Annotated in this window: 20 protein-coding genes; 13 read left to right on the forward strand and 7 right to left on the reverse strand. The window is 72.0% G+C overall.

Annotation, left to right across the window (positions count from 1 at the left end):
- Nucleotides 1-15: 15 nt before the first annotated feature.
- The gene (locus tag ACIBHY_RS11465; RefSeq protein WP_397252399.1) at nucleotides 16-780 is read right to left on the reverse strand and encodes a sugar isomerase domain-containing protein; all 765 of its coding nucleotides are present in this window, start codon (nucleotides 778-780) and stop codon (nucleotides 16-18) included.
- Between the two features lie 179 nt (nucleotides 781-959).
- Nucleotides 960-1,943, reverse strand: a complete 984-nt coding sequence (locus ACIBHY_RS11470) for a LacI family DNA-binding transcriptional regulator (protein ID WP_397252400.1) — start codon at nucleotides 1,941-1,943, stop codon at nucleotides 960-962.
- Between the two features lie 81 nt (nucleotides 1,944-2,024).
- Between ACIBHY_RS11470 and ACIBHY_RS11475 the strand changes: the two genes are divergently transcribed.
- The 6 genes from ACIBHY_RS11475 to ACIBHY_RS11500 all read left to right on the forward strand — a co-directional run bounded on the left by ACIBHY_RS11475 (nucleotide 2,025) and on the right by ACIBHY_RS11500 (nucleotide 9,181).
- Nucleotides 2,025-3,224 carry an AGE family epimerase/isomerase gene (locus tag ACIBHY_RS11475; RefSeq protein ID WP_397252401.1) on the forward strand — a complete coding sequence of 400 codons (1,200 nt, stop codon included), beginning with the start codon at nucleotides 2,025-2,027 and terminating at the stop codon, nucleotides 3,222-3,224.
- The gene (locus tag ACIBHY_RS11480) at nucleotides 3,224-3,949 is read left to right on the forward strand and encodes a 6-phosphogluconolactonase (RefSeq protein WP_397306639.1); all 726 of its coding nucleotides are present in this window, start codon (nucleotides 3,224-3,226) and stop codon (nucleotides 3,947-3,949) included. Before ACIBHY_RS11475 ends, ACIBHY_RS11480 begins: the two co-directional genes overlap by 1 nt.
- Nucleotides 3,946-5,154 carry a D-mannonate dehydratase ManD gene (gene manD, locus ACIBHY_RS11485; RefSeq protein ID WP_397252403.1) on the forward strand — a complete coding sequence of 403 codons (1,209 nt, stop codon included), beginning with the start codon at nucleotides 3,946-3,948 and terminating at the stop codon, nucleotides 5,152-5,154. Before ACIBHY_RS11480 ends, manD begins: the two co-directional genes overlap by 4 nt.
- On the forward strand, nucleotides 5,151-6,452 hold the full coding sequence (locus ACIBHY_RS11490) for a mannitol dehydrogenase family protein (RefSeq protein ID WP_397306640.1): 1,302 nt from the start codon (nucleotides 5,151-5,153) through the stop codon (nucleotides 6,450-6,452). The genes manD and ACIBHY_RS11490 overlap by 4 nt, the downstream gene beginning before the upstream one ends.
- Before the next feature lie 136 nt (nucleotides 6,453-6,588).
- Entirely contained in the window at nucleotides 6,589-7,836 is a 1,248-nt protein-coding gene (locus ACIBHY_RS11495) for an erythromycin esterase family protein (protein WP_397306641.1), read from the forward strand.
- Between the two features lie 43 nt (nucleotides 7,837-7,879).
- On the forward strand, nucleotides 7,880-9,181 hold the full coding sequence (locus ACIBHY_RS11500) for an MFS transporter (RefSeq protein ID WP_397306642.1): 1,302 nt from the start codon (nucleotides 7,880-7,882) through the stop codon (nucleotides 9,179-9,181).
- Nucleotide 9,182: 1 nt separating this feature from the next.
- On the opposite strand, the gene ACIBHY_RS11505 is transcribed toward ACIBHY_RS11500, so the two are convergent.
- Entirely contained in the window at nucleotides 9,183-12,224 is a 3,042-nt protein-coding gene (locus ACIBHY_RS11505; protein WP_397306643.1) for a BTAD domain-containing putative transcriptional regulator, read from the reverse strand.
- A gap of 59 nt (nucleotides 12,225-12,283) precedes the next feature.
- Between ACIBHY_RS11505 and ACIBHY_RS11510 the strand changes: the two genes are divergently transcribed.
- The 5 genes from ACIBHY_RS11510 to ACIBHY_RS11530 all read left to right on the forward strand — a co-directional run bounded on the left by ACIBHY_RS11510 (nucleotide 12,284) and on the right by ACIBHY_RS11530 (nucleotide 17,569).
- Nucleotides 12,284-13,786 carry an MFS transporter gene (locus ACIBHY_RS11510; protein ID WP_397306644.1) on the forward strand — a complete coding sequence of 501 codons (1,503 nt, stop codon included), beginning with the start codon at nucleotides 12,284-12,286 and terminating at the stop codon, nucleotides 13,784-13,786.
- A 114-nt stretch (nucleotides 13,787-13,900) separates the two neighbouring features.
- A complete protein-coding gene (locus ACIBHY_RS11515; RefSeq protein WP_397306645.1) occupies nucleotides 13,901-15,073 on the forward strand; it encodes a serine hydrolase domain-containing protein in 1,173 nt (390 codons plus the stop codon).
- Nucleotides 15,074-15,107: 34 nt separating this feature from the next.
- On the forward strand, nucleotides 15,108-15,296 hold the full coding sequence (locus ACIBHY_RS11520) for a hypothetical protein (RefSeq protein ID WP_397306646.1): 189 nt from the start codon (nucleotides 15,108-15,110) through the stop codon (nucleotides 15,294-15,296).
- A 129-nt stretch (nucleotides 15,297-15,425) separates the two neighbouring features.
- On the forward strand, nucleotides 15,426-17,021 hold the full coding sequence (locus tag ACIBHY_RS11525) for an alpha/beta fold hydrolase (protein ID WP_397252411.1): 1,596 nt from the start codon (nucleotides 15,426-15,428) through the stop codon (nucleotides 17,019-17,021).
- Between the two features lie 53 nt (nucleotides 17,022-17,074).
- Nucleotides 17,075-17,569: a beta-class carbonic anhydrase gene (locus ACIBHY_RS11530; protein ID WP_397252412.1), complete on the forward strand. Its 495-nt coding sequence runs from the start codon at nucleotides 17,075-17,077 to the stop codon at nucleotides 17,567-17,569.
- A 30-nt stretch (nucleotides 17,570-17,599) separates the two neighbouring features.
- Here the strand turns inward: ACIBHY_RS11530 and ACIBHY_RS11535 are convergent, their stop codons facing one another.
- Entirely contained in the window at nucleotides 17,600-18,001 is a 402-nt protein-coding gene (locus ACIBHY_RS11535; RefSeq protein ID WP_397252413.1) for a hypothetical protein, read from the reverse strand.
- A 112-nt stretch (nucleotides 18,002-18,113) separates the two neighbouring features.
- Here ACIBHY_RS11535 and ACIBHY_RS11540 point away from each other — a divergent pair, with 112 nt between their 5' ends.
- Entirely contained in the window at nucleotides 18,114-19,361 is a 1,248-nt protein-coding gene (locus ACIBHY_RS11540) for a hypothetical protein (protein WP_397306647.1), read from the forward strand.
- A gap of 14 nt (nucleotides 19,362-19,375) precedes the next feature.
- Here the strand turns inward: ACIBHY_RS11540 and ACIBHY_RS11545 are convergent, their stop codons facing one another.
- The 3 genes from ACIBHY_RS11545 to ACIBHY_RS11555 form a co-directional block, all read right to left on the reverse strand.
- On the reverse strand, nucleotides 19,376-19,780 hold the full coding sequence (locus ACIBHY_RS11545; protein ID WP_397306648.1) for an SRPBCC domain-containing protein: 405 nt from the start codon (nucleotides 19,778-19,780) through the stop codon (nucleotides 19,376-19,378).
- 45 nt (nucleotides 19,781-19,825) lie between these two features.
- Nucleotides 19,826-20,578: an alpha/beta fold hydrolase gene (locus tag ACIBHY_RS11550; RefSeq protein ID WP_397306649.1), complete on the reverse strand. Its 753-nt coding sequence runs from the start codon at nucleotides 20,576-20,578 to the stop codon at nucleotides 19,826-19,828.
- 146 nt (nucleotides 20,579-20,724) lie between these two features.
- The gene (locus tag ACIBHY_RS11555; protein ID WP_397252417.1) at nucleotides 20,725-21,678 is read right to left on the reverse strand and encodes a hydroxyacid dehydrogenase; all 954 of its coding nucleotides are present in this window, start codon (nucleotides 21,676-21,678) and stop codon (nucleotides 20,725-20,727) included.
- A gap of 85 nt (nucleotides 21,679-21,763) precedes the next feature.
- Between ACIBHY_RS11555 and ACIBHY_RS11560 the strand changes: the two genes are divergently transcribed.
- A complete protein-coding gene (locus ACIBHY_RS11560; RefSeq protein ID WP_397306650.1) occupies nucleotides 21,764-23,389 on the forward strand; it encodes a TIGR04028 family ABC transporter substrate-binding protein in 1,626 nt (541 codons plus the stop codon).
- Nucleotides 23,390-23,401: the final 12 nt, after the last annotated feature.

The following is a 23,401-nucleotide window of genomic DNA, read 5'->3' on the forward strand; positions in this document are numbered from 1 at the left end:
TTGGGGGGTTGAGGATCACAACCAGCGCACGCGCCCGCGGAAGCGGTGCAGGAACACGGCGTTCGCCTCGTCACCGCCGGGGGCGTTGCCGCTGCGCCAGATGTCGGGCTTCGCGCCCCGCTCCGCCAGCAGCGCGATCGCCGCGGCCATCAGGCAGTTGAGCGCGTAGGCGTTGGCGAACGTGGAGATCGCGCCGATCCGCTCGGTGATCCCGTCGATCTCCAGTACGGCGTCGCCGACCGGCACCTTCGTGTCCACGTGCACGTCCACGAGGTCGTGCAGGTTCTTGCCTGACGGGTGGCGGGCCGGGTGGTCCGGTGCGGTGGAGTCGGCGTGGATCCGCGACGACACCCCGATGACCGTGGCGCCCCGCTCACCGGCCGTCAGGGCCGCGTCGATGAGCGCCGCGTTGATCCCGTAGGCGTTGACCAGGATGAGCAGGTCGTCGGCGCCGATCCGGTTGTCCTCGACCACGAGCCTGCCGTAGCCGGGGGTGCGTTCCATGGCCATCGAGCGCAGCGCGCCGCCGGACAGCAGGGTGCCCTCGTCCAGGACGGCCGAGACGTTGACCAGGCCGCCCGCCCTGAAGAACACCTCCTGCGCCGCGAGGTTCGAATGGCCGCCTGGCCCGTACACGAAGATCAGCCGATCCCGCGCGGCGTGGTCGGCGACCAGCGTGGCGGCGGCCTGGATGTTGCCGGCCTCCTCGGCCTCGATGCGGGCCAGCAGGTCGGTGATCGTCTCGAAGTAGGCGCGCATGAGCGCGGCGGGTCCGGTCACGGGCTCGACTCCTCCGGCCGGGGCATGAAAGCGATTGCACGGAATCTAGGCCGACCTCTCGTTCGCGGTCAACCCCCGCGACCTCTTCACCCTGACCGCGGCCCGGCGGTCATGCCCTCGCCATGCCACGCCCTCTGCCGGTCATCGCCGGAGCCCCTGCGGCGCGGCCGGTGTCCTGCCTACGGAGTGGGACCGGTGGAGTCGCGGGGGGTGAAGACGCCCGGCAGGCGGCGCGACTCCGGGGGCGCGTCGGGGGCCTCGATGTGCCTGGTCAGGACCTCCATGGCGGTCTGGCCCAGGTCGTCCATGGGAGCCGAGACCGTGGTCAGGCGGGGGGTGACCGTCTGGGCCAGCAGGACGTCGTCACAGCCCACCACGCTGCGGTCGCCGGGCACCGACACGCCACGCCCCGCCAGCTCGGCGAGCACCCCGCACGCCATCAGGTCGTCGAAGGCGAACGCGGCCGTGGCGGAGGTGCCGATCAGCGCCTCACCGGCCTGCCGCCCGCCCTTGTACGTGGCGCGGAACGGCCCGAGCTCCACCAGGTCCACGCCCCGCCCGCGCGCCCACCGGCGTACCGCCTGCGAGCGCCGCCCCGCCGCCCATGACGCGCTCGGCCCCGCGAGCAGCGCGAACGAGCGATGCCCCAGCCCGTACAGGTGCTCACCGGCGTCGAACAGCGCGGCCGTGTTGTCGCACACCACCGAGGACATCTCGCGCAACGTCCGGTTCACCAGCACGATCGGCAGGTCGCCCGCCGCCTCGCGCAGGGCGGCCGCGGGCGAGCGCGGGGAGGCGGCGATCACCCCGTCGACCTTGCCGCGGAGCTGGTTCACCAGGCGTACCTCGGTGGCCGCGCTCTCCTCGGCGTCGATGAGCATGAGCGCGCTGCCGACCCGGTCGGCGGTGCGCTGCACGGCCCGTACCAGCAGAGGGAAGAACGGGTTGGTGATGTCGGGCACGAGGAGCCCGACCATCCCGGCCCGCCCCGTGACCAGCCCGCGCGCCGCCGAGCTGGGCTGATAGTCGAGCTCGCGGGCGGCCCGCAGCACCCGCTCACGCACGACGGGGCTGACCAGCTCCGGCCGGTTGAACGCGCGGGACACGGTCGCCGCCGACACCCCGCACACGGCGGCGATGGAGTAGATCGTCGCGCGGCCCACCTCACGCTCCCTTCTTGACGGGTAACTCTAGCGAAGACAGAATCCATGCAATCGCTTTCATTTCACGACCCTAGGGGCAGCATGGGGCCGGAACACGCGGCACGCCGGCAACTCGAGGACGTCATCTTCCCGTTCTGGCTGGCCAACGGCATCGACGAGGTCAACGGCGGCTACTACACCTGCTTCGACAACCGCGGAAGGACGCGGCTGTCGACCGACAAGTACACGTGGTCACAGGGCCGCTTCGTGTGGTTGCTGGCGCGCGCGGCCCGCCTCGCCGAGCGCGGCCTGCTCACCCTGGACCCCGCCGAACTCCTCGCCCACGCCGAACGCGGCGCCCGCTTCCTGGTCGATCACGCGGTACGGCCCGGCGGCACCTGCGCCTATCTCCTGGACGAGACGGGCACCGAGAAACCGTCCGAACGCAGCATCTACGCCGACTGCTTCGTGGCGATGGGCCTGTCCGAGCTGTCCAGGCAGACCGGCTCGGCGGAGTGGCTGGACGTGGTGGACCCTATCCTCACCAGAGTCGCCGACGACATCACGAACGGCGACCCGCCGACCCCGCCCTACCCGCTGCCACCCGGCCACTCGGGCTTCGGCGCTCGCATGATCCTCCTGAACGCCCGCCTCGACCAGGTCCGCGCCCACGAGCGCACCGGGGGAGAGGCCGCGGGGCCGCGGGGGGAGCTGGCCGATGCCTTGCGGGGGGTGCTGGCGCATCGGGAGGAGACGGGGCTGTTCGCCGAGGTTCTGGTCGGCGATCCCGGACAGCGTGACACCGTCCTGGCCAGGCACCGCAATCCCGGCCACGCCCTGGAAGGCGCCTGGATGGTGCTGGAGGCCGGGGAACTGCTCGGAGATCACCGGGCGGACCGGCAGGTGCTGGACAGCATCTCCAAGCTCTGCGCCACCGGCTGGGACGTGGAGCGGGGCGGGCTGCTGCGCTACACCGACGTGACGGGCCGGCGGGGCGGCGGGCCGTACGAGGAACTGATCGTCAGGACGTGGACCACGAAGTTGTGGTGGGTGCACACGGAGGCCGCCTACAGCACCCGCCTCGCCGCCGTGAAATATGGCGACAAATCGGCGGAAAGGTGGTTCGGGGAGGTCTGGGACTACACGCTGGACACCTTTCCCGGGCGTGATGACGGGGCGGAGTGGGTGCAGATCCGTGATCGGAACGGGCGGCCGCTTGACGAGGTGGTGGCGCTGCCGGTCAAAGATCCGTACCACATCGCCAGGAATCTCATGCAGATCGTCGAACTGGGGGAGGGCTGATGCGGGTCAGCGTCCACGCCGACCGGGCGGCCACCGGCGCGGCGGCGGCGCGGGCGGGCGCCGAGGCTCTGCGCGAGATCCTGGCGGCACAGGACGAGGCGCGGGTGGCCTTCGCGGCGGCGCCGTCACAGCGCGAGATGCTCGCCGGTCTGCGCGCCGCCCCGGGCATCGACTGGTCGCGGGTGGTGGCGTTCCATCTGGACGAGTATGTGGATCTGCCGGCGGACGCGCCCCAGCGCTTCGCGGCCTTTCTGCGGGAGGAGATCTGGGGTGTCGTCGGGCCCAAGGCCGTGCACGAGATCGTGCCGGCTACGGACCCGGCCGCCGCGGCGGAGCGCTACGCCGCGCTGCTCGCGCGGGACCCGCTCGACCTGGCCTTCCTGGGCATCGGCGACAACGGGCACCTGGCCTTCAACGATCCGCCCGTCGCCGACTTCGCCGACCCGTTCGCCGTCAAGGTGGTCGAACTGGACGAGCCATGCCGCAGGCAGCAGGTGAGCGACGGCTGCTTCGCCACTCTCGACGAGGTGCCGCGCCGCGCGGTCACGCTGACCGTGCCCGCCCTGCTGGCGGCGCGCCGCCTGGTGGTCACGGTCCCGGGCGCGCGCAAGAAGGCCGCGCTCCAGGCCGCCCTGCACGGCCCGCTCACCACCGCCTGCCCGGCCTCCGCCCTGCGTACCCACCCCCGCTGTACGCTCTTCGCCGACCAGGAGGCAAACGGATGAAGATCGTCGACGCGCGGGTCATCGTCACCTGCCCAGGCCGCAACTTCGTCACCCTGAAGATCACCACGGACGACGGGGCGACCGGACTCGGCGACGCCACGCTCAACGGCCGCGAGCTGGCGGTCGCCTCCTACCTGCGCGACCACGTGGCCACGCTGCTCATCGGCCGCGACCCCGCCCGCATCGAGGACACCTGGAACTACCTCTACCGCGGCGCCTACTGGCGGCGCGGCCCGGTCACGATGACCGCGATCGCCGCCGTCGACACCGCTCTCTGGGACATCAAGGGCAAGGTGGCCGGGCTCCCGGTGTACCAGCTGCTCGGCGGCCGTTCCCGCGAGGGCGTCACGGTGTACGGCCACGCCAACGGCGAGACCGTCCCGGAAGTCCTGGACGAGGTGGCCCGCTACACCGAACTCGGCTACAAGGCGGTGCGCGTGCAGTGCGGCGTCCCCGGCCTGCCCGTCACCTACGGCGTCAGCCAGGACAAGATGTTCTACGAGCCCGCCGCCGCCAGGCGGCCGGTGGAGGCGACCTGGTCGAGCGAGCGGTACCTGCGCATGGTCCCCGAGCTGTTCGCCGCCGCGCGTGACCGCTTCGGCCCCGACCTTCACCTGCTCCACGACGTCCATCACCGGCTGACCCCGATCGAGGCGGCCAGGCTGGGCGCGAGCCTGGAGGAGTACGCGCCGTTCTGGATCGAGGACCCGGTCCCGGCCGAGCTGCAGGAGGGCTTCCGGCTCATCAGGCAGCACACCACGACGCCGATCGCGGTGGGCGAGGTGTTCAACTCGATCTGGGACTGCCAGCAGCTCATCACCGAGCAGCTCATCGACTACATCCGGGCCACGGTCGTGCACGCGGGCGGCATCACCCACCTGCGCCGCATCTTCGACCTCGCCGCCCTCTACCACGTCAGAACCGGCTCGCACGGCGCCACCGACCTGTCGCCGGTGTGCATGTCGGCCGCGCTGCACGTGGACCTCGCGGTGCCGAACTTCGGCATCCAGGAGTACATGCGCCACACCGAGCTGACCGACGAGGTCTTCCCGCACGGCTACCGCTTCGCCGACGGCTACCTGCATCCGGGTGAGGAGCCGGGGCTCGGGGTGGAGATCGACGAGAAGCTCGCCGCCCGCTACCCGTACGACCCGGCCTACCTGCCGGTCAACCGGCTGCTTGACGGGAGCATGCACCATTGGTGAGGCTCAGCCGTACCTCGTATGAGGGGGCTTTCCTGCCGGGCGCGACGGGAATCGTGCATCTCGGGATCGGCGCCTTCGCTCGCGCGCACCAGGCCGTCTTCACCGAGGAGGCGATGGCGGCCACCGGCGACGACCGGTGGGGGATCTGCGGCGCCACCATGCGTGGCCCCGGTGTGGTCGAGCAACTCGGCCCGCAGGACGGCCTCTACAGCGTGCGCGCGGGCGGCGACCTGCGCGTCGTCGGCGCGGTCACCGAGGTGCTACGGCCCGGCGACGACCTGCTCACCGACCGGCTGGCCGCGCCGGGGACCCAGGTGGTCACGGTGACGATCACCGAGAAGGGGTACCGCGCGGGACCCGCCGTCGACCGGCTCGTGGCAGGGCTGCGGGCCAGAGCCGCCGCGGACGCTGGGCCGATCACGGTGCTGAGCTGCGACAACCTGCCCTCCAACGGGGCCAGGCTGGCCACCCTGGTCAGGGCGGCCGCGGAGCCGCGGCTGCTCGGCTGGATCGGCGAGCAGGTCCGCTTCCCCTGCACGATGGTGGACCGGATCGTGCCCGCGAGCACGCCCGCCGACCTGGCCGAGGCGGCGGCCCGGCTGGGGCTGGAGGATCGGGGGGCGGTGGTCGCCGAGCCGTTCCTGCAGTGGGTGATCGAGGACGACTTCGCCGCCGGGCGGCCCGCCTGGGAGAAGGCGGGGGCGTTGCTGGTGGCGCGGGCGGGGCCGTACGAGGTGATGAAGCTGCGGCTGCTGAACGGCAGCCACTCAGCGCTCGCCTACCTCAGCGCGCGCGAGCACGTCGCGCAGGCGCTCGGCGAGCTTCGTGAGGCGCTCGTGCGCCTCATGGACGAGGTGACGCCGACCCTGGGGGAGCTTGACGGCGTGGACCTGGGCGCGTACAAGGCCTCGCTGCTGGAGCGGTTCGCCAACCCCGAGTTGCGCCACCGCACCGCGCAGATCGCCGCGGACGGCTCGCAGAAACTGCCGCAGCGGCTGCTCGATCCGGCCCGCGAACTGCTCGCCGCCGGGCGCGAGCCGCGGTGGATCGCGCTGGTCGTGGCGGGGTGGATGGCACACGTGAGTACGGCCGCCGCCGTGGACGACCCGCTGGCAGGACGGCTCGGAGCCACCGGTGACGCGGCGCGGGTGGCGGGGCGGCTCCTGGCGGTCAGGGAGGTGTTCGGCGAGGACCTGCCGGAGCACCCGGGGTTCCGTGAGCTCGTGACCGAGGCGCTGGAGCGGATCATGGCCGAGGGGGCGGCGGCGACCGTGCGCGCGTACCTCGCCGAGCCGTAGGGTCTCCGCTCCCGGGAGGAGGGCGGCCCGCGGCGCTACACCGGCTGGGGTAGCGGCGCGGGGGCTGCGCGGCGGACGCGGCGGACGGCGTCCCGCAGGACGGTAGGGGCGTAGCCGATCGCGAAGGAGATCCCAGATGATCACGCACGCCGCCCTCGCCGCCGCCGCGTTCTCGCTCACCACGGGGCCGGTCGCCGACTGGGTGAAGGAACACGCCGTCCCGCTGGCCACGATCGACCCGGCGGCGCCGCTGGACGACCTCGCGCCGCTGGCCAGGATGGTCGGGGACGCCAAGGTCGTGGGGCTGGGCGAGTCGACGCACGGGGCGCGCGAGGAGGCGCTGCTCAAGCACCGGCTCCTGCGGTACCTGGTGGAGAAGCGCGGGTTCCGCACGATCGCGTGGGAGGAGGACTGGACCACCGGGCAGCTCGTCGACCGCTACGTCGTCACCGGGAAGGGCGACCTGGACGCGGTGGTGAAGCAGATGACCACGACGTGGCAGGCCGAGGAGATCAGGGACGTGCTGCGCTGGCTGCGCGCCTACAACGCCGAGCACGCCGACAAGGTGCGCTTCGTCGGCGTGGAGTTCTACGCCACCCGCCCCGCCGCGTACGACGCGGTGATCCGCCACGTGGCGAAGGCCGCTCCCGCCGAGCTCGAATCGGTCAGGGCGCACCTGGCGGAGATCCGCCCGCCCTCCGACGACGTCGGCAAGTACCTGCGCGAGCTGTTCGAGAGCGGCCGGGACATGAAGCCGTACATCGTCCACGCCCGCGCCGCCTACGACGTGGTCAAGGCGCTGCCGGACTCCCGCGCGCAGGCGCTCGCCCTGCACAACGCCCGCCAGATCGTCTCGTTCTTCGAGTACCTGGACCGCGGGGCCGACACCGGCTACCGCGACCAGCAGGCCTCGCGCAACCTGCGCTGGTGGCAGCGCTTCTCCGGCGACAAGGTCGCCTACTGGGCCGCCAGCGCCCACACCGCCAACGCCCCGGATCTGCGCCTGTCGCTGCCGCCCGCCCCCGAGCGCCGCTTCGCCAGCGCGGGTTCGCACCTGCGCCGCTGGTACGGCCCGCGGTACCTGTCCATCGGCTTCACCTTCGACCACGGCACCCTGAAGATCGGCGGCAAGCCGGTTCGCATCCCCCGCCCGCCCCGCACCTGGGCCGACCGCCCGTTCGGCGACGCCGGCATCTCCCAGTTCGCCGTCGACCTGCGGGTCAAGACGCCGCCTCAGCTCAACCGGCCCACGAAGATGCGAGGCATCGCCAACTACGACCCCAAACGCCCCTTCGACTACTACATGTACGGCGGCGCGATCACCCAGTGGTTCGACGTGATCGTGCACCGGCAGGCCGTGACCCCGCTGCGCATGCTGGGCTGAAGCTTATTGACACGATGCGAGCAGTGCGTGAAGCTTTTCGCGCATGACGGGTATGGCGGATGGAACCGGCGCGACGGGCGTGGCCACGGCACGGTCGCGCCGGGCGCTCGTGGCCGGATCAGTTGGAAATTTCATCGAATGGTATGAGTTCGGGGTCTACGGGTACTTCGCCACGATCATCGCGGCGAACTTCTTCGCCCCCGCCGGGGCGAGTGATCTCGAAGCCCTGGTCAAGACGTATGCCTCGTTCGCCCTGGCGTTCTTCTTCCGGCCGCTCGGCGCCGCCGTCTTCGGCCGCCTGGGGGACCGGATCGGCCGCCGCCCGCTGCTCATCCTCGTCGTCCTGCTCATGTCCGCCGCGACCGCGCTGATCGGCGTCCTGCCCACCTACGACACGATCGGCGCCGCGGCTCCCTGGCTGCTGACGCTCGTCCGGATCCTGCAAGGACTGTCCGCGGGCGGTGAGTTCGGCGGGGCCGTATCGCTGATGACCGAGTTCGCGCCCGACCGCAAGCGCGGACTGTACGGGTCGTGGCAGTCGTTCACCGTGGCGCTCGGGCTGCTCGGCGGGGCGGGGGCGGCGGCCGTCATGGCCACCCTGCTGTCCGAGGCCGATCTCAAGGCGTGGGGCTGGCGCATCCCCTTCCTGCTCGCCGTCCCGCTCGGGGCGGTGGCCCTGTGGCTGCGGCTCCGGCTGGAGGAGACGCCGTCGTTCACGAACCGCGAGACGCGAGTGAAACCCACCGCGGGCGAGACCGCGCGCGCCATCCTGCTCGGCATCGCCCGCCTCATGGGCTGGTCGGCGGCCGGATACACCTTCCTCGTCGTCATGCCGTCCTACCTGCAGACCACCCTCAACGCCACCTTCCAGCAGGCGCTCATCGCCACCGTCGTGGCCAACCTGGGGTTCGCGCTGGCCATCATCCCGGCCGGGATCCTCAGCGACCGCTACGGCCGGCGCGTCGTCATGACCACCGGCGCCGCCCTCATCGTCGTCCTGGCGCTGCCTCTCCTGAACGTCCTCCAGGACCCCGGCGGCTCCCTGGCCCTGAAGGCCGCCGCCGTCTTCGTGGCCGGAGCCGTGGTCGGCCTGATGGCGGGGCCGGGGCCGGCGATGCTGGCCGAGATGTTCCCCACCAACGTCCGCTACACCGGCCTGGGCCTGGCCTACTCACTGTCGAACGCGGTGTTCTCCGGCTCGGCGGGGCTCATCATCACCCAGCTCATCAAGAACACCGGCGACGCCGACATCCCCGCCTACTACGTGATGGCCACCTGCCTGATCAGCACCGCCGCCCTCCTGACCCTCCGCGGCGGCGCCCACAAGGAACGCCTCCGCTCCTGACTCACGGGGCGCTCGTGTAGGCGGTGGCGAAGGCCGCCTCGCCCAGGGCGGCCTTGGCCCGCTCCGTCGCGCGGGCGATGTCGTCGATCTCGTCCGGTGAGGCCGGGGTGCTGTGGGCGACGCGGCTGGCGGCCGCCGTGCCCAGCAGACGGGCGGCCTCCTCCGGCTCGGCCACCGTGGCCAGCGCCTCCATGGTGCCCGCGATCGTCCGCGGATCGCCGATCTTCCTGGAGGCCACCAGCGACTCCCGGAACAGCTCGCGGGCCTCCGGCTCCCTGCCCTGCATGCGCCGGACATGGCCCAGCTCGTTCAGGACGGTCGGGACGAACAGCTGCGGATCGACGTCCGGGCCGCGCGGCACGCCACGCAGCAGCACGGCGATGTGCTCCTCGGCCAGCTCCAGCCGTCCCGAGTGCCGGGCCGCGATGCACAGGCCCATCCTGGCGAAGATCGTGCCCTCCTTGTAGCCCTGGCCGTCGGCCAGGCGGAGCGCCTCCAGGCAGGTCTCGATCCCGCGGTCGTAGTCGCGCCGGTAGGCGGCGATCCAGCCCAGCCACGACAGGCGGCGTACCTTGTCCGGCCACAGGCCCAGTTCCTCGGCCACCGCGGCGTCCTCGGTGAAGATCCGGACGGCCGCGTCGTAGTCGCCGCGAATCTCCTCCAGGCCGCCCAGCCACTCGTTGGCCTGCAGGACGCCCCACCGGTCGCCGAGCTCGGTGAACAGCCGCCTGCTCTCGTGACCGACCCGGTCGAGCTTGTCCAGTTCACGCAGGGTGAAGGCGTCACGGGACTGCCGGCTCAGCGCCACCGCGACGCCCCACCGGTCGCCGAGCTCGCGGCAGGTCGCCAGTGCCCGGTCCACCACGGCGGTCGCGGTCGGCATGTCGGTCACCCCGTACTGCACGAACAGCTCCGCCCGCGCCCGCGCGGCCGGGTCGGCGATCTCCAGCGCCGCCTCCCAGTCCACGCTCTCACCCAGTAGCAACGCGAACCCGGCCCGCCAGGCCCGCGCCTTCTTCACCTCGACCCCGTCCGGCAGGTCGGGGCCGGACAGGGCGAGGTCGAGTGAGCGGAGGGCCTCGTGCAGGCGGCCGCGCAGGTACCAGTGCCACGACAACGCGTTCACCAGCCGCAACGCCTCAGAGGCCGGCGCGGAGTCGAGGGCGCTGCGCAGGTTCGCGGACTCGGCGTCCAGGTCGCGCATCCAGCGCACCTGCTCGGCGCCGCGCAGATGCCCCTCCGCCCGCTCGGCGAACGAGGTGTAGTAGGCCACGTACGCCCGCCGTACCCGATCGGTCTCGCCGGCGTCGTCCAGCCGGCGGCGGCAGTAGGCGGCGACCGACTCCAGCAGCCGGTACCGCACCCCGGACGGCCCCTCCACCACGGTCACCAGCGACCGGTCGACCAGCCGCGCGAGCAGCTCCATCACGTCGAGCCCGCCGTCGCCGCACAGGACCTCGGCCGCCTCCAGCGTGCACCCGTCCGCGTGTACGGCCAGCCGCCGCAGCACCACCCGCTCGTCGTCGGTCAGCAGGGTCCAGCTCCAGTCGATCATCCCCATGAGCGTCTGCTGCCGGTCGGAGACCCCGCGCTGCCAGCCGGACAGCACCCGGAACCGGTCGTCCAGCCGCGACACCAGCTCGTGGATGCCGAGCGAACGCACCCGGGTGGCCGCCAGCTCCAGCGCCAGCGGCAGCCCGTCGAGCCGCCGGCACAGCTGCGCGACGGCCGCCGCCGTGGACGCGTCGAGCACGAACCCGCGCGCCGACGCCGTGGCCCTGGCCATGAACAGGCGTACCGCGTCGGAGGCCGCCACCGCGTCGAGCCCCTCCTCCTCGGGCAGCCCCAGCGGCGGCACGCTCCACAGCGTCTCGCCGGCCACGCTCAGCGGCTCCCGGCTGGTCGCCAGGATCCGCAGCCCCGGCGCGGCACGCAGCAGCGACTCGGCCAGCTTCGCCGCCTGGTCGACGACGTGCTCGCAGTTGTCCAGGACGAGCAGCATGCGCCGCGCGCGCAACGTGTCGGCCAGCCGGTCGAGCGCGTCGCCCGGCCCGGCGCTGTCGCGGATGTCCAGCGCGGCCAGCACGGCGTCGGCCAGCGAGGCGGTGTCGCGGTCGTAGGCGGCCAGCTCGACCAGCCACGCCCCGTCCGGGTACGCGCCGGTCAGCTGGGCGGCCGTGGCGATGGACAGGCGGGTCTTGCCGACGCCGCCTGAGCCGGTGAGCGTGACCAGCCGGCTCGTGCCGAGCAGCTCGCGTACCTCGGCCACGGCGCGGTCGCGGCCGATGAGGTCGTCGACGGTGGCGGGCAGGTTGGTGACCGGGCGCCGGTCCTGGCCGCTGAGACCCGGGTCCTGGCGCAGGATGCGCGCCTGCAGGTCGGCCAGCTCGGGGGACGGGTCGAGGCCCAGTTCGTCGGCCAGGCGTTCGCGCAGCTCGCCGTAGGTGGCCAGCGCGTCGCTCTGCCGTCCCGCCCGGTACAGGGCCGTCATGTGCACGGCGCGCAGCCGCTCGCGAAGGGGGTGCTCGGCCACCAGCTCGGCCACGTCGACCGGCTCGCCGGCGGCCAGCCGTACCTCCGCGAGCTCTTCGAGGGCGGCCAGCCGCTGTTCCTCCAGCTTCGTGATCGGCGCGCGCGTGAACTCCATGTCGGAGAAGTCGGCGTACGGCGAGCCGCGCCACAGCTCCAGCGCCTCGGCCAGCAGCCCTTCTCCGGCCAGCCTGGCGAAGCGCAGCGCGTCCACCGCGTCCGGCGCGACCTGCAACTGGTAGCCGGGCGCCCGCGAGACGATCAGGTTCTTGCCGCCCGGCTCGGCGTCCTCCAGCGCCTTGCGCAGCTGGGAGACCCGCACCTGCAGCGCGGCGGCCGGGTTGGCCGGCGCGTCGTCGCCCCACAGGTCGTCCACGAGCCGGTCCGTGGACACCACCCGGCCGTCGTGGGCCAGCAGGTCCGCGAGCAGGGCACGCACCTTCAGCCCCGGAATCGAGACGACCTCTCCGGCGTCCGTCCAGACGGTCAGTGGTCCCAGCACTCCAAAACGCATACGAAGCACCTTAAGGCGCTGGAAAGGAGACCAGAAGCGCGTCCGGCCACTGTGGAGCCATGAACACGACCTCGACCGCCGGCAAGCGCGACTGGATCGCACTCGGCATCCTCAGCTCGATCGCCCTGCTGCTCTCCATCGACGTCAGCGTCCTGTACCTCGCGCTGCCGCACCTCAGCTCCGAGCTGGGCGCCAGCGCCCCGCAGCAGCTGTGGATCATGGACATCTACTCCTTCATGCTGGCCGGCTTCCTGGTGACCATGGGCACGCTCGGCGACCGCGTCGGCCGCCGCAAGCTGCTGCTCATCGGCTCGGCCGCCTTCGGCGTGATCTCCGTCGCGGCGGCGTTCTCCTCCAGCGCCGAGATGCTGGTCGTGACCCGGGCCCTGCTGGGGATCGCGGGAGCCACGCTGATGCCCTCCTCGATGGCCCTGATCCGCAACATCTTCCGCGACCCCAAGCAGATGGGCGCCGCGATCGGGATCTGGTTCAGCTGCTTCATGGTGGGCATGGCCGCGGGTCCGCTCGTGGGCGGGCTGCTGCTGCAGCACTTCTGGTGGGGCTCTGCCTTCCTGCTGGGCGCGCCGTTCATGGCCGTCGTGCTGATCGCCGGTCCGCTGGTGCTGCCGGAATACCGCGACGGTACGGCCGGCCGCCTCGACCTGGCCAGCGTCGCCCTGTCGCTCGGCGCGATCCTGCCCGCCATCTACGGCCTGAAGGAGATCACCAGGAGCGGCTGGCAGCCGCCGGCCCTCGTGGCCGTCGCCGCCGGTCTGGCCATGGGCGCGCTGTTCGTCCGCCGCCAGCGCCGCCTGGCCGACCCGCTGCTGGACCTGCGCCTGTTCGGCAACCGCGCCTTCGCCGCCTCCCTGACCATCCTGATGCTCGGCGGCGTCGTCATGGCCGGGGTCACGCTGACCGTCACCACGTTCCTGCAGTCGGTCGCGGGCCTGTCCCCGCTGGCCGCCGGGCTGTGGATGATCCCGCCGAGCCTGGTCATGATCGTCGCCCTGTCCGCCGGTCCCATGCTGGCCCGGCGCGTCCAGCCCGCGTACGTGATGGCCGGTGGCCTGGCGCTCGGCGCGGCCGGCATGGCGCTGATGACCTTCGCCGACGCGACGAGCGGCGTTCCGGTCCTGGTCGTCGGGCTGGTGCTGGCCCAGGCGGGCATCGCGCTGCCGATGGGCCTCGGCAACGGCATCATGATGGCCGCCGCCCCGCCGGAGAAGGCCGGTTCCGCCGCCTCGATCTCCGAGACCAGCGGCGAGTTCGGCGTAGCGGTGGGCGTCGCGGCGCTGGGCAGCCTGGCCGCGGCCGTCTTCCGCGCCGGTCTTCCGGCCGAGGTGAAGGCGGACACCCTGGCAGGGGCCGTAGCCGAGACGCTGGGCGACCCGGCGCTGCTGGCCGCCGCCCGCGCGGCGTACACCTCGGGGCTGCACGCGGCGGCCGGGGTGGGCGCGGCGCTCTTCCTGGGCCTGGCCGTCCTGACGGTGACGGTCCTGCGCGCCCGTGCCGGGCGCGGCGAGCGGCCGGTCGCGCTCGCCGAGCAGGTGGCCGCCTGAACCCCCGATCGGAGCGCCCCGCCGGACCTGTGCCGGCGGGGCGCTCTTACGTGGAGTTAGCAGGCGCTCCAGTGGTATCGGCGGCACCATCCGCTACGAACAAGGAGATCCGCCTTGACCGACGACCCTTCGCGGCGCTCCGTCCTGGGCCTGCTGGGCGCGGCGCCGCTGATGGCGAGCACCGGCCGGGAACCGGCCGCCGCCGGCCGCTCGCTGGAGGCCTACGACGACTACATCCGGGACCTGGCGGACCAGGACCGGTTCTCGGGGACCGTGCTGGTGGCCCATCGCGGCCGCGTGGTCCTGTCCCGCGCGTACGGCATGGCGGACAGGGAACGGAAGATCCCCAACGGCCCCGACACGATCTACGCCCTCGCGTCGGCGTCCAAGCCGTTCACCGGCCTGGCGATCGTCCAGCTGGCCCAGCAGGGCAGGCTGAGGTTCCACGAGAAGCTCAGCACCTACCTGGACGGCTTCCCCCCGGACGTCGGCGCCGTCACCGTGCACCAGATGCTCACGCACACCGGCGGCATGACCGACCCGACCAACAGCGCCGGCGGCGGCGACAAGATCCTCAACAGCATCGAGGAGGCCGAGGCCGAGGGCAGGAAGCAGGCCCGTGAGCAGAAGCTGCGCTTCGTCCCCGGCACCAGGAAGGAGTACGCCAGCATGGGCTACAACGTCCTCGGCGAGATCGTGGCCGCGGTCTCCGGCATGCCGTTCCACGAGTACATGCGCGAGCACGTCTTCCAGCCCGCGGGCATGCGGCGCTCGGCGTACTACACCAGGCCCCAATGGCTGGACGACGAGCGCATCGCGCACCCGTACATGCTGCAGGAGGACGGCTCCCGCATCGACGGCGTCCGCAACCTCGACAAGGGCGGCACGATCGGCGTGAAGGGGTCCAACTCGGCGCGCGGCTTCATCGGAGCGGGCGGCGGCAACGCCTTCGCCTCGGCCTCCGACCTGCTGCGCTTCGCCTGGGCGCTGAAGAACCACAAGCTGCTCAACCGCGCCTACACGGAGATGTGGCTGAGCCCGAAGATCTCCGGGCCGTCCCCGGGAGTTCCCGATCCGCGCCGTGGGGAGAGCTTCCACGCCTACGGCCCGATCGCCCCCATCTTCAACAACCAGCGTCTCATCACGCACGGCGGCGGCATCGCCGGCGGCTCGACCAACTGGAGCGTCTACCTCGACACCGAGTGGACGGCCGTGGTGCTCTGCAACTACGACCTGCGCGATCTCCAGCAGATCATCGAACAGGAGCGCGAGGCGATCGCCGGGTAGCGTGAACGGCCTGATCGAGCGTGGAGGGGTTGGCATGGAGTACACCCGGCTGGGGTCATCGGGACTGAAGGTCTCGCGCGTGTGGCCGGGCATGATGAGCTTCGGCCACTCGCGGGCCTGGCAGCTCGGCGAGGACGCGGCGGAGCCGATCGTCCGGCGCGCGGCCGAGGTCGCCGCGCTGGAGGCGCCCTACCGGCCGCACGCCGTGAGCGGGCACGCGTGACGGCTCTCAGGGAGGATGTCGCGCCGCGGGACCGGCACCTGAGGAGGAGACGAGCCCTGGGGCGGCCGCACTAGGCGGATAAGCCTCACGGCGGTGGTGGGTTGATCGCGGCTCCTCCAGGCTTGCCGTATGTCGTTGATTTCCGTGGCTTTAGCGGCGGTCGTGGGGTTGTCGCCGATCGTCCCCACCCCTCCGCCTCCTGTCCCGAGTACGCAGCAGGCCCGGCCGCACCCGTTCGCGCCCGTGCCCTTCCCGCTGCCGTCCGGCCTGGACAGCGCGTCCAAGGCCCCGCACACCCCCGAGCCCGGCGCGCCGTCCTGGTGTCCCGCGGTGCCGGGCCGGCGGGTGGAGTGCGGCACCGAGCCGCGCCCGCTGGTCGCCGGCAAACCGGAGCTGGGCACCGTCGAGGTGGCCTACGCACTGGTGCGCCGGGAGAACGAGACCGCCCCCGCCAAGAACACCGTCATGGTCAACCCGGGCGGGCCGGGCGGCGCGCCCGTCGTCCTGGCCGGCTGGTACTCCATGCTGCTCGGCTCTCTGAGCCCCGACCACGACCTCCTGCTGATCGACCCGCGCGGCACCGGCTACTCCGGCGCGGTGGCCTGCGGCACCGATGGCTTCCTGTGGGCCGACCGGGCCGAGCAGCGGCGCATCGTGGACAGGTGCGGCGCCACGCTCGGTCCGCGTGCCGCTGGATACACCTCCGCCGCCACGGCCGACGACTTCGACGCGGTCCGGCGGAAGCTCGGCCTCGGCAAGGTCGTCCTGTACGGCATCTCCTACGGCACCTACCTGATGCCGATCTACGCCGAACGCCACCCGGGCACCGTGCGCTCGATCGTCCTGTCGGGCGCCTACCCGGTGACCTTCGACCCCTTCGGCGCCCCGAGCGCCAGGGCGATCTCGCTCAGCCTGCGCCGGATCTGCGAGCGCAGCGGCGCCTGCGACGGCGGCGCCGCCGTACGCGATCTGCGCAAGGTGGCCGCGATGCTGCGGGCCGGGCCGATCGACCTCACGATCACGGTCGGGGGACGGCCCCAGACGGTGAAGCTGACCGAGAGCGTCCTGGCCCAGATCCTCACGTTCACCGCCAGCGGCGGCCTGGGCGGTTCCCCCGACGAGGTCTCGCTGATCGGCACGATGCCCGCGCAGCTGCACCGGGCGGCGAGGGGCGACACCGGCCCGCTGGTCAGCGCGATGACCGCGCTCTTCCAGCAGACCGCCGACCAGGGCGTGCCGGACATGGGCCTGACCATCGCGGTGGTCTGCAACGACTACACGCGCCCGTGGTCGGTGGACGCGCCGATCCGGCAGCGGTGGCGGCAGTTCGAGCGGGCGCTGAAGCGGGCCGACCCCCACGGGTTCGGCGCCTTCAGCCGCGAGGGCTACGCCTTCAGTATCCCCGACGGCGGTGAGGTGTGCATCGGGTGGCCGAAGGAGGGTACGGCCCGGCCGTACGCGCTGAGCGGCAAGCTGCCCGACGTGCCCACGCTGGTGGTCTCCGGCGACCTGGACAACAACACGGCGGCGGAGAACAGCAGGCTGAGCGCGGCCCAGTTCCCCCGGGCGCGGTTCCTGTCGGTCCCGAACACCGGGCACGTCGCCGAGATGGACGCCTCGGGGTGCGCCGTGGGCCTGGTCAGCGGGTTCATCCGGGACGAGCGGCTCGGGGACACCTCGTGCCTGGCGAAGATCCCGCCACTTAAAGTGAACAAGCCCTATTGATTGTGTAGGGAATGAGGGTAATTTGAGAGGCCCGACCCCTGGGAGGTAGTGCGATGAGCGTCACCGACGAACTGCTCGCCAACGCCGACCGGTACGCCGCCACGTTCGACAAGGGTGAGCTGCCGCTCCCGCCCGCGAAGGGCATCGCCGTCGTCGCCTGCATGGACGCGCGGCTCAACGTCTACGGCCTGCTCGGCCTGCGGGAGGGCGACGCGCACGTCATCCGCAACGCCGGTGGCGTCATCACCGCGGACGAACGGCGCAGCCTCGCCATCAGCCAGCGGTTGCTGGGCACCACTGAGATCATCCTCATCCACCACACCGACTGCGGCATGCTGACCTTCACCGACGACGCGTTCAAGGAGGCCATCAGGGCCGAGACCGGCATCAAACCGGACTGGTCCGCGGAGGCGTTCTCCGACCTGGAAGGCGACGTCGTCCAGTCGGTGTCGCGCGTGAAGGCGGACCCCTTCATCCCGCACCGCGACGAGGTGCGCGGCTTCGTCTACGAGGTGGAGACCGGCCGGCTGCGCGAGGTGAAGGCCTGACGCCGGGCGCCGGGGGCCCGCCTCCGGCGCTCAGCCCGTCGCCTGCTTCGGCGCGGCGATCAGCCCGTAGATCACCAGCACGCAGAGCGCGATGCTGATCACCGAGTAGACCGGGTAGGCGCTGAGAAAGGCGAACTGGCCGATCATGGCCAGCGCGGCGAAGATCGCGCCCAGCCACCTGGCCCAGATCTGCCCGGCCAGGATGCCGAGCGCCACCGCCACCTGGACCAGGCCGAGGATCAGCCAGATCCAGCCCCAGGTGTTGTAGTCGAAGACCAGGAGCTGCCCGCCGGAGGTCAGATAGTACTCCTGGCGGAAGAAGGCGATGATCCCCTGGATCACGTGGAAGAAGCCCAGGATGACGCCCAGCATTCCGGCGAATCCGAGCCAGCCGGAGCGGCCGGCGGGTTCCGTGTAATACGCGTTCATCATGTGGACGTGCCCCCGTGGGAGCGGGCGCGACAGGGCCTTGTCCTATACGGGCCGAGAATTTGCCGCCCGATGGCCGCCGAACGGGCATTCCTCTCTGAACGAGGGGGTGGCGATGTCCGAGGAGCCGCAGGACGCCGAGGTGCGGGCGGAGCTGGCGCGGCTGCGGGCCGAGGTTGCCGAGCTGCGGGGCCGTACCGGCGGGGGAAGGTGGCGCGCGGTCGTCTCCGCGGTGCTGATCACGCTCGGCTGCGTGTTCGTCCCGCTGGCCGGCGTCGGCTTCTGGGCCGCCAACGAGGTCTCGGACACCGAACGGTACGTCGAGAACGTGACGCCGCTGGCCGGTGATCCGGCCATCCAGAACGCCGCCGCCACCCGGGTCACCGGCGCGGTCATGCGGGCACTCGACGTCCAGGCGATCGTGGATCAGGTCGCCGGCAGGCTGCCGCCGCGCGTCGGGGACAAGCTCAAGGGGCTGTCCGGGCCGATGGCCGACGGCGTCGAGGGCTTCGTGCGCGACAAGGTCGGGCAGGTCATCGCGAGCGACACCTTCCAGACCGTGTGGGTACAGGCCAACCGGGTCGCGCACAAGCAGCTCGTCGCGGTGCTGTCCGGCGAGGGCAGCCAGCTCCTCAAGGTGAACGGCGGCGCCGTCAGCCTCGACCTCGGCCCGATCATCGACCGGGTCAAGCAGAAGCTGGTCGCCTCCGGCCTCGGCCTGGCCGCCTCCATCCCCGAACTGCACCCCACGATCGAGCTGTTCGACTCGGCCGAGCTGGTCACCTGGCAGCGCTGGTACGGCTGGCTGATGACGCTCAGGTGGGCGCTGCCGGCGCTGGCGCTGATCCTGCTCGCCCTCGGCGTCTGGGTCGCGAACAGCCGCCGCCGCGCCCTGGCCGGGGTGGGGATCGGGCTGATGGCCGGCATGCTGGTGCTGGCCGCCGCCCTGGCCGCCGGGCGCGCCGCCTACCTCGGCTCGGTCGCCCGGCACGGGCTGGACCAGGCGGCCGCCGCGGACCTGTTCGACACGCTGGCCCGCTTCCTCAGAGGCGGGCTGCGTACCGTGCTGGTGCTGGGCCTGGTGATCGCCGCCGCGGCGTTCTTCACCGGCCCGTCCGCGACCGCCGTCAGGACGCGCTCCGCGCTGAAGCGGGCCATCGGCTTGGCCGGCTCCCGGCTGGACACCGGCCGCTTCGGCGCCTGGCTGGCCCGCAACGCCACCCCGGTGCGCGCCGGGCTGGTGGCGCTGGCCGCCCTGGTCTTCGTCTTCTGGGACCGGCCGACCGGCGCCGTGGTGCTAGGGATCACCGTCGCGACGCTCCTGCTCCTGGGCGTGGTGCAGTTGCTGGCGCGCGGCTCATGAACGCGACGCGCGGTTCATGTGCGCGGCGCGCCGGACAGGTGCTCGCCGAGGCGGTCCAGGGACTCCAGCCAGGCCGCCCTGACGTGCTCCTGGCCGTCGCCCCAGTGCTGGAAGCGCAGCGCGGTGCCGGCCTCGTCGCCTGCCAGCGTCACGGTCACGACCGCGTCGCCGGAGGTGAAGACGAGCCTGGCGGGGGCGCGGGCCTCGTGGTAGACGCCGCCCAGCGTGGTCTCGAAGCCGTGCTCGCCGACCAGCGTGACCTCCCACGCGCCGCCGGGGCGCGCGTCGAGGAGGACCCGGTCGGCGGGCGTGGTGAAGATCCGGGGACCGAACCAGCGGGCGAAGCACCCGGGCGTGGTCCATGCGGTGTACACCTGGTCGGGGGAGGCGGCGAGCGTGCGTTCGATGGAGTACTGCATGGCCCCACGGTGCGCCGCCGCGCTTACGGTCCCCTTCCGGCGGGCTTAAGGGCGGAGAAACCCGGCGACGTCGGCCGCGAACCGTTTGTGGCGGAACGTCCCTAGGTGGCTGGCTCCGGGATACACCAGCAGCTTCCCGTACGGCAGGCCGTCCGCGGTATCACGGAACAGCTCGGGCGTGTAGGCCAGATCGCGCTCCCCGCCGACGACCAGGGCGGGAACCTCGATCCCCGCCAGCCGGTCGCGCAGGTCGAAGGAGTCCTCAGCCTGGGCGAAGTGCAACATGTCACGCGGGTCGGCGGGACGGATCGCCGGATCGGCCAGCCACATGAGCGCGGTGAAGAACGCCCGGGTCAGCGGGTTGGCGCCGGCCAGCGGGGCCAGGTGGTGGGCGCCGCGGCGACCGGCCGCGACGGCTTCGGTGTAGCGGAGCTGCGCCAGCCGGGTGCGCGGCGGCAGCGTGTACGCGGCCCCCGCCACCACCACGCGGCGCACCGCCTCCGGATGGTCGGCGGCCAGTTGCAGGGCCAGGGAACCGCCCGAGGACATGCCCAGCACGTCCACCGGCCCCCCGAACCGCCGGCCGATGGCCTCGGCGTGCTGCCCGGCGATGTCGCCCATGGTGGTGCCCTCGGGCATGCCGGGCGCGCGGTTCACCGCGTGGACCCGGAAGCGCTCGCCCAGGGCGGTCAGGACGGGGCGTTCGCCGGCGGCGGGCTTGGCGGAGTGCTCGGGCGTGAACCACCGCAGCACGACCAGCGGTTCACCGGCACCCGACTCCGACCACGGAAGCTCCATGCCTCCCAGTCTGCGCTCCCCGCCCGCCCCACGCGCGCTCCTCCCCACCCCGCCCAAACCCCGCACAGCGACAAGCCCCGCGCCGCCCCAAGGCTTCTCGGCTCGCCTGGCCTTCTTGCCGCGTTCCCGGTCCGAGGGTGAGGGGGTCAGGCGAGGCGGGCCGCGGTTTCGCGGGTCAGGGCGTGCAGGAGGGGGCGGCCGGTGGCGAAGCGTTCCAGTTCGGCCGCCACCAGTTCGCCCAGCAGCCCGCGCTCGGCCCCGAGGCTGCCCGCGATGTGCGGGGTCACCACGACGTTCGGCAGCGTGAACAGCGGTGATCCCGGCACGGGCGGCTCGGGGTCGGTGACGTCCAGGACGGCGAACAGGTCGGGCCGTCCGGCCAGCACCTCCAGCAACGCGCTCTCGTCGAGGACGGCACCCCTGGCGGTGTTGATCAGCGTCGCGCCCGGCTTCATGGAGGCCAGCAGCGACCGGCCGACCAGCCCGCGCGTCTGCGCCAGCAGCGGCGTGTGCACGCTGACCACGTCGCTCGTGGCGAACACCTCCTCCAGCCCGGCCATCCGCACGCCCTCGTAGGAGGCGGACGGGTCGTAGGCCACCACTTCCAGGCGCAGCGCCCGCAGCCGGTCCGCGACCAGCCGGCCGATCGCGCCCAGCGAGACGAGGCCGACGCGTGAGCCGTACAGGCCGGGCTGGGGTGTGCGGGGGAGCGGGGCCGTGGCGGCGCGGGCGTTCAGGACGTAGCGCCACCCGCCCTTCAGCGCGTAGACGATCTGCGCGTAGGTGAAGTCGGCGACGGGCACGGCGTTGGCGGTGTAGGCGGAGACGAGGGGGATGCCGCGGTCCCAGAACTCCGGGGTGACGATCTTGCGGACCGATCCGGCGGCGTACAGGACGAGCTTGAGGCGGGGCATCGACTCCAGCAGGGCCCGGTCGAGCATCGGGGCGCCCCAGCTGGTGCAGAGCACGTCGGCCTGGGTGGGGCCGGGGTGGGCGGCGGGGCCGTACACGATGTCGGCCTGGGCGCGGATGCGGTTCAGGACGGGTGCGTAGACGTCGGGGAAGACCTGGGGGTCGAGCACGAAGGCCGCGGACAGCACACCGACGACCCTACATTTGCCTACTTTTCTGGTAGGTATTAGGGTTTTGTCGCGTAAGCCCCCAGAAGTGAAGGGTCGTCGTTCCATGTCCTCAACCAGACCTGCGGTCTTCAGCGTCGCCATGCTCGCCGTCGTAGGGCTGCTGAGCTCCTGTGGAGGCGGCACCGGATCGGCCGCGGGAGCCAAAGCCGCCGACGGCAAGCCCGTCTACGGCGGCACGCTCACCTACCTGGAACACCAGCCGCCCACGTGCCTCTATCTGCCGGCGGCCGGGTTCTATCCGAACGGCGGCGTGCTCAACCAGATCACCGACAAGCTGACCTGGCAGAACCCCGCGACCCTGAAGATCGAGCCGTGGATCGCCACCAAGTGGGAGGTGAACGACGACGCCACCGAGTACACCTTCCACCTGCGCGACGGCGTGACCTTCAGCGACGGCAGCCCGCTCGACGCCGCCGCGGTCGCGGCCAACTTCGACGTGTACGGCAAGGGCGACGAGAAGTTGAAGCTGCCCCCGGCCGAGTTCGTCAACAACTACGAGCGCTCCGAGGTCGTCGACCGGAAGACGGTGAAGTTCTTCTTCGACAAGTCCTCGCCCGGCTTCCTCCAGGGCACCTCGGTGATCGGCGCGGGGCTGGTGTCGAAGAAGACGATCGGCCTGCCGTACGAGGAGCAGTGCCAGCTCAAGAACGTGATCGGGTCGGGGCCGTTCACTCTGGCCAAGCAGATCGTGGACAAGGAGATCGACCTCCAGGCCCGCAAGGACTACAACTGGGCGCCGCCGTCCTCCGAGCATCAGGGCCGCGCGTACCTCGACCTCGTCAAGATCATCGTGACTCCGGAGGACAACGTGCGCGTCGGCGCGCTGACCTCGGGGCAGGCCGACTACGTGCGCTACGTGCAGGCCTACGACGAGCAGACGGTCAAGGGGGCCGGCTTCACCGTCAAGGCCGAGCCGACCCGCGGCGTCAACAACGGTCTCTACCTGCGTCCGGGCAACAGCATCCTGAAGGACGTCAAGGTCCGCAAGGCGCTGCAGAAGGGCACGAACGCCAAGGAGATCGTCGACACGCTCTTCACCGAGAACTATCCGCAGGCCACCTCGGTGCTCAGCCACCTGGCCCAGGGCTACGTGGACCTGTCGAAGGAGCTGGCCTACGACCTCGACGGGGCCGGCAAGCTGCTCGACGAGGCCGGCTGGACGCGCGGCGCCGACGGCACGCGGGAGAAGGGCGGCGTCAAGCTCCAGCTCGGCGTCTTCGTGGCGGGGCCGCAGCCGCTGTCGAAGCAGACGCTGGAGCTGGTCGCGCAGCAGTGGTCCAAGCTAGGGATCAAGCTGGAGATCCGTCCCGCCGACGCCGGCACGATGGCCGTGGACATCAAGGACGCCGAGAAGACCGCCGTCTCCCACAGCATGGTCGGCCGCGCCGACCAGGACGTGATCAAGAGTCAGTTCCACAGCAAGAACCGCGACGTGATCCTGTCCGCGGACAAGACGCTCGACACGCTGCTGGAGGAGCAGTCCGCGCTGGCCGACGTGGCGCGCCGTAACGCCAAGGTCGGCGAGATCCAGCGGTACGTGATCGAGCAGGGCTACGCCATCCCGCTGTTCGAGGAGCCCCAGGTGTACGGCGTGGCGCCGTACGTCCAGGGGGTGGCCTTCGAGGCGGTGGCCCGGCCCAGCTTCTACTCGGTCTGGCTCAATAGATGACGAAATATCTGG

Source organism: Nonomuraea sp. NPDC050547, assembly GCF_044457345.1.
GTDB lineage: Bacteria > Actinomycetota > Actinomycetes > Streptosporangiales > Streptosporangiaceae > Nonomuraea.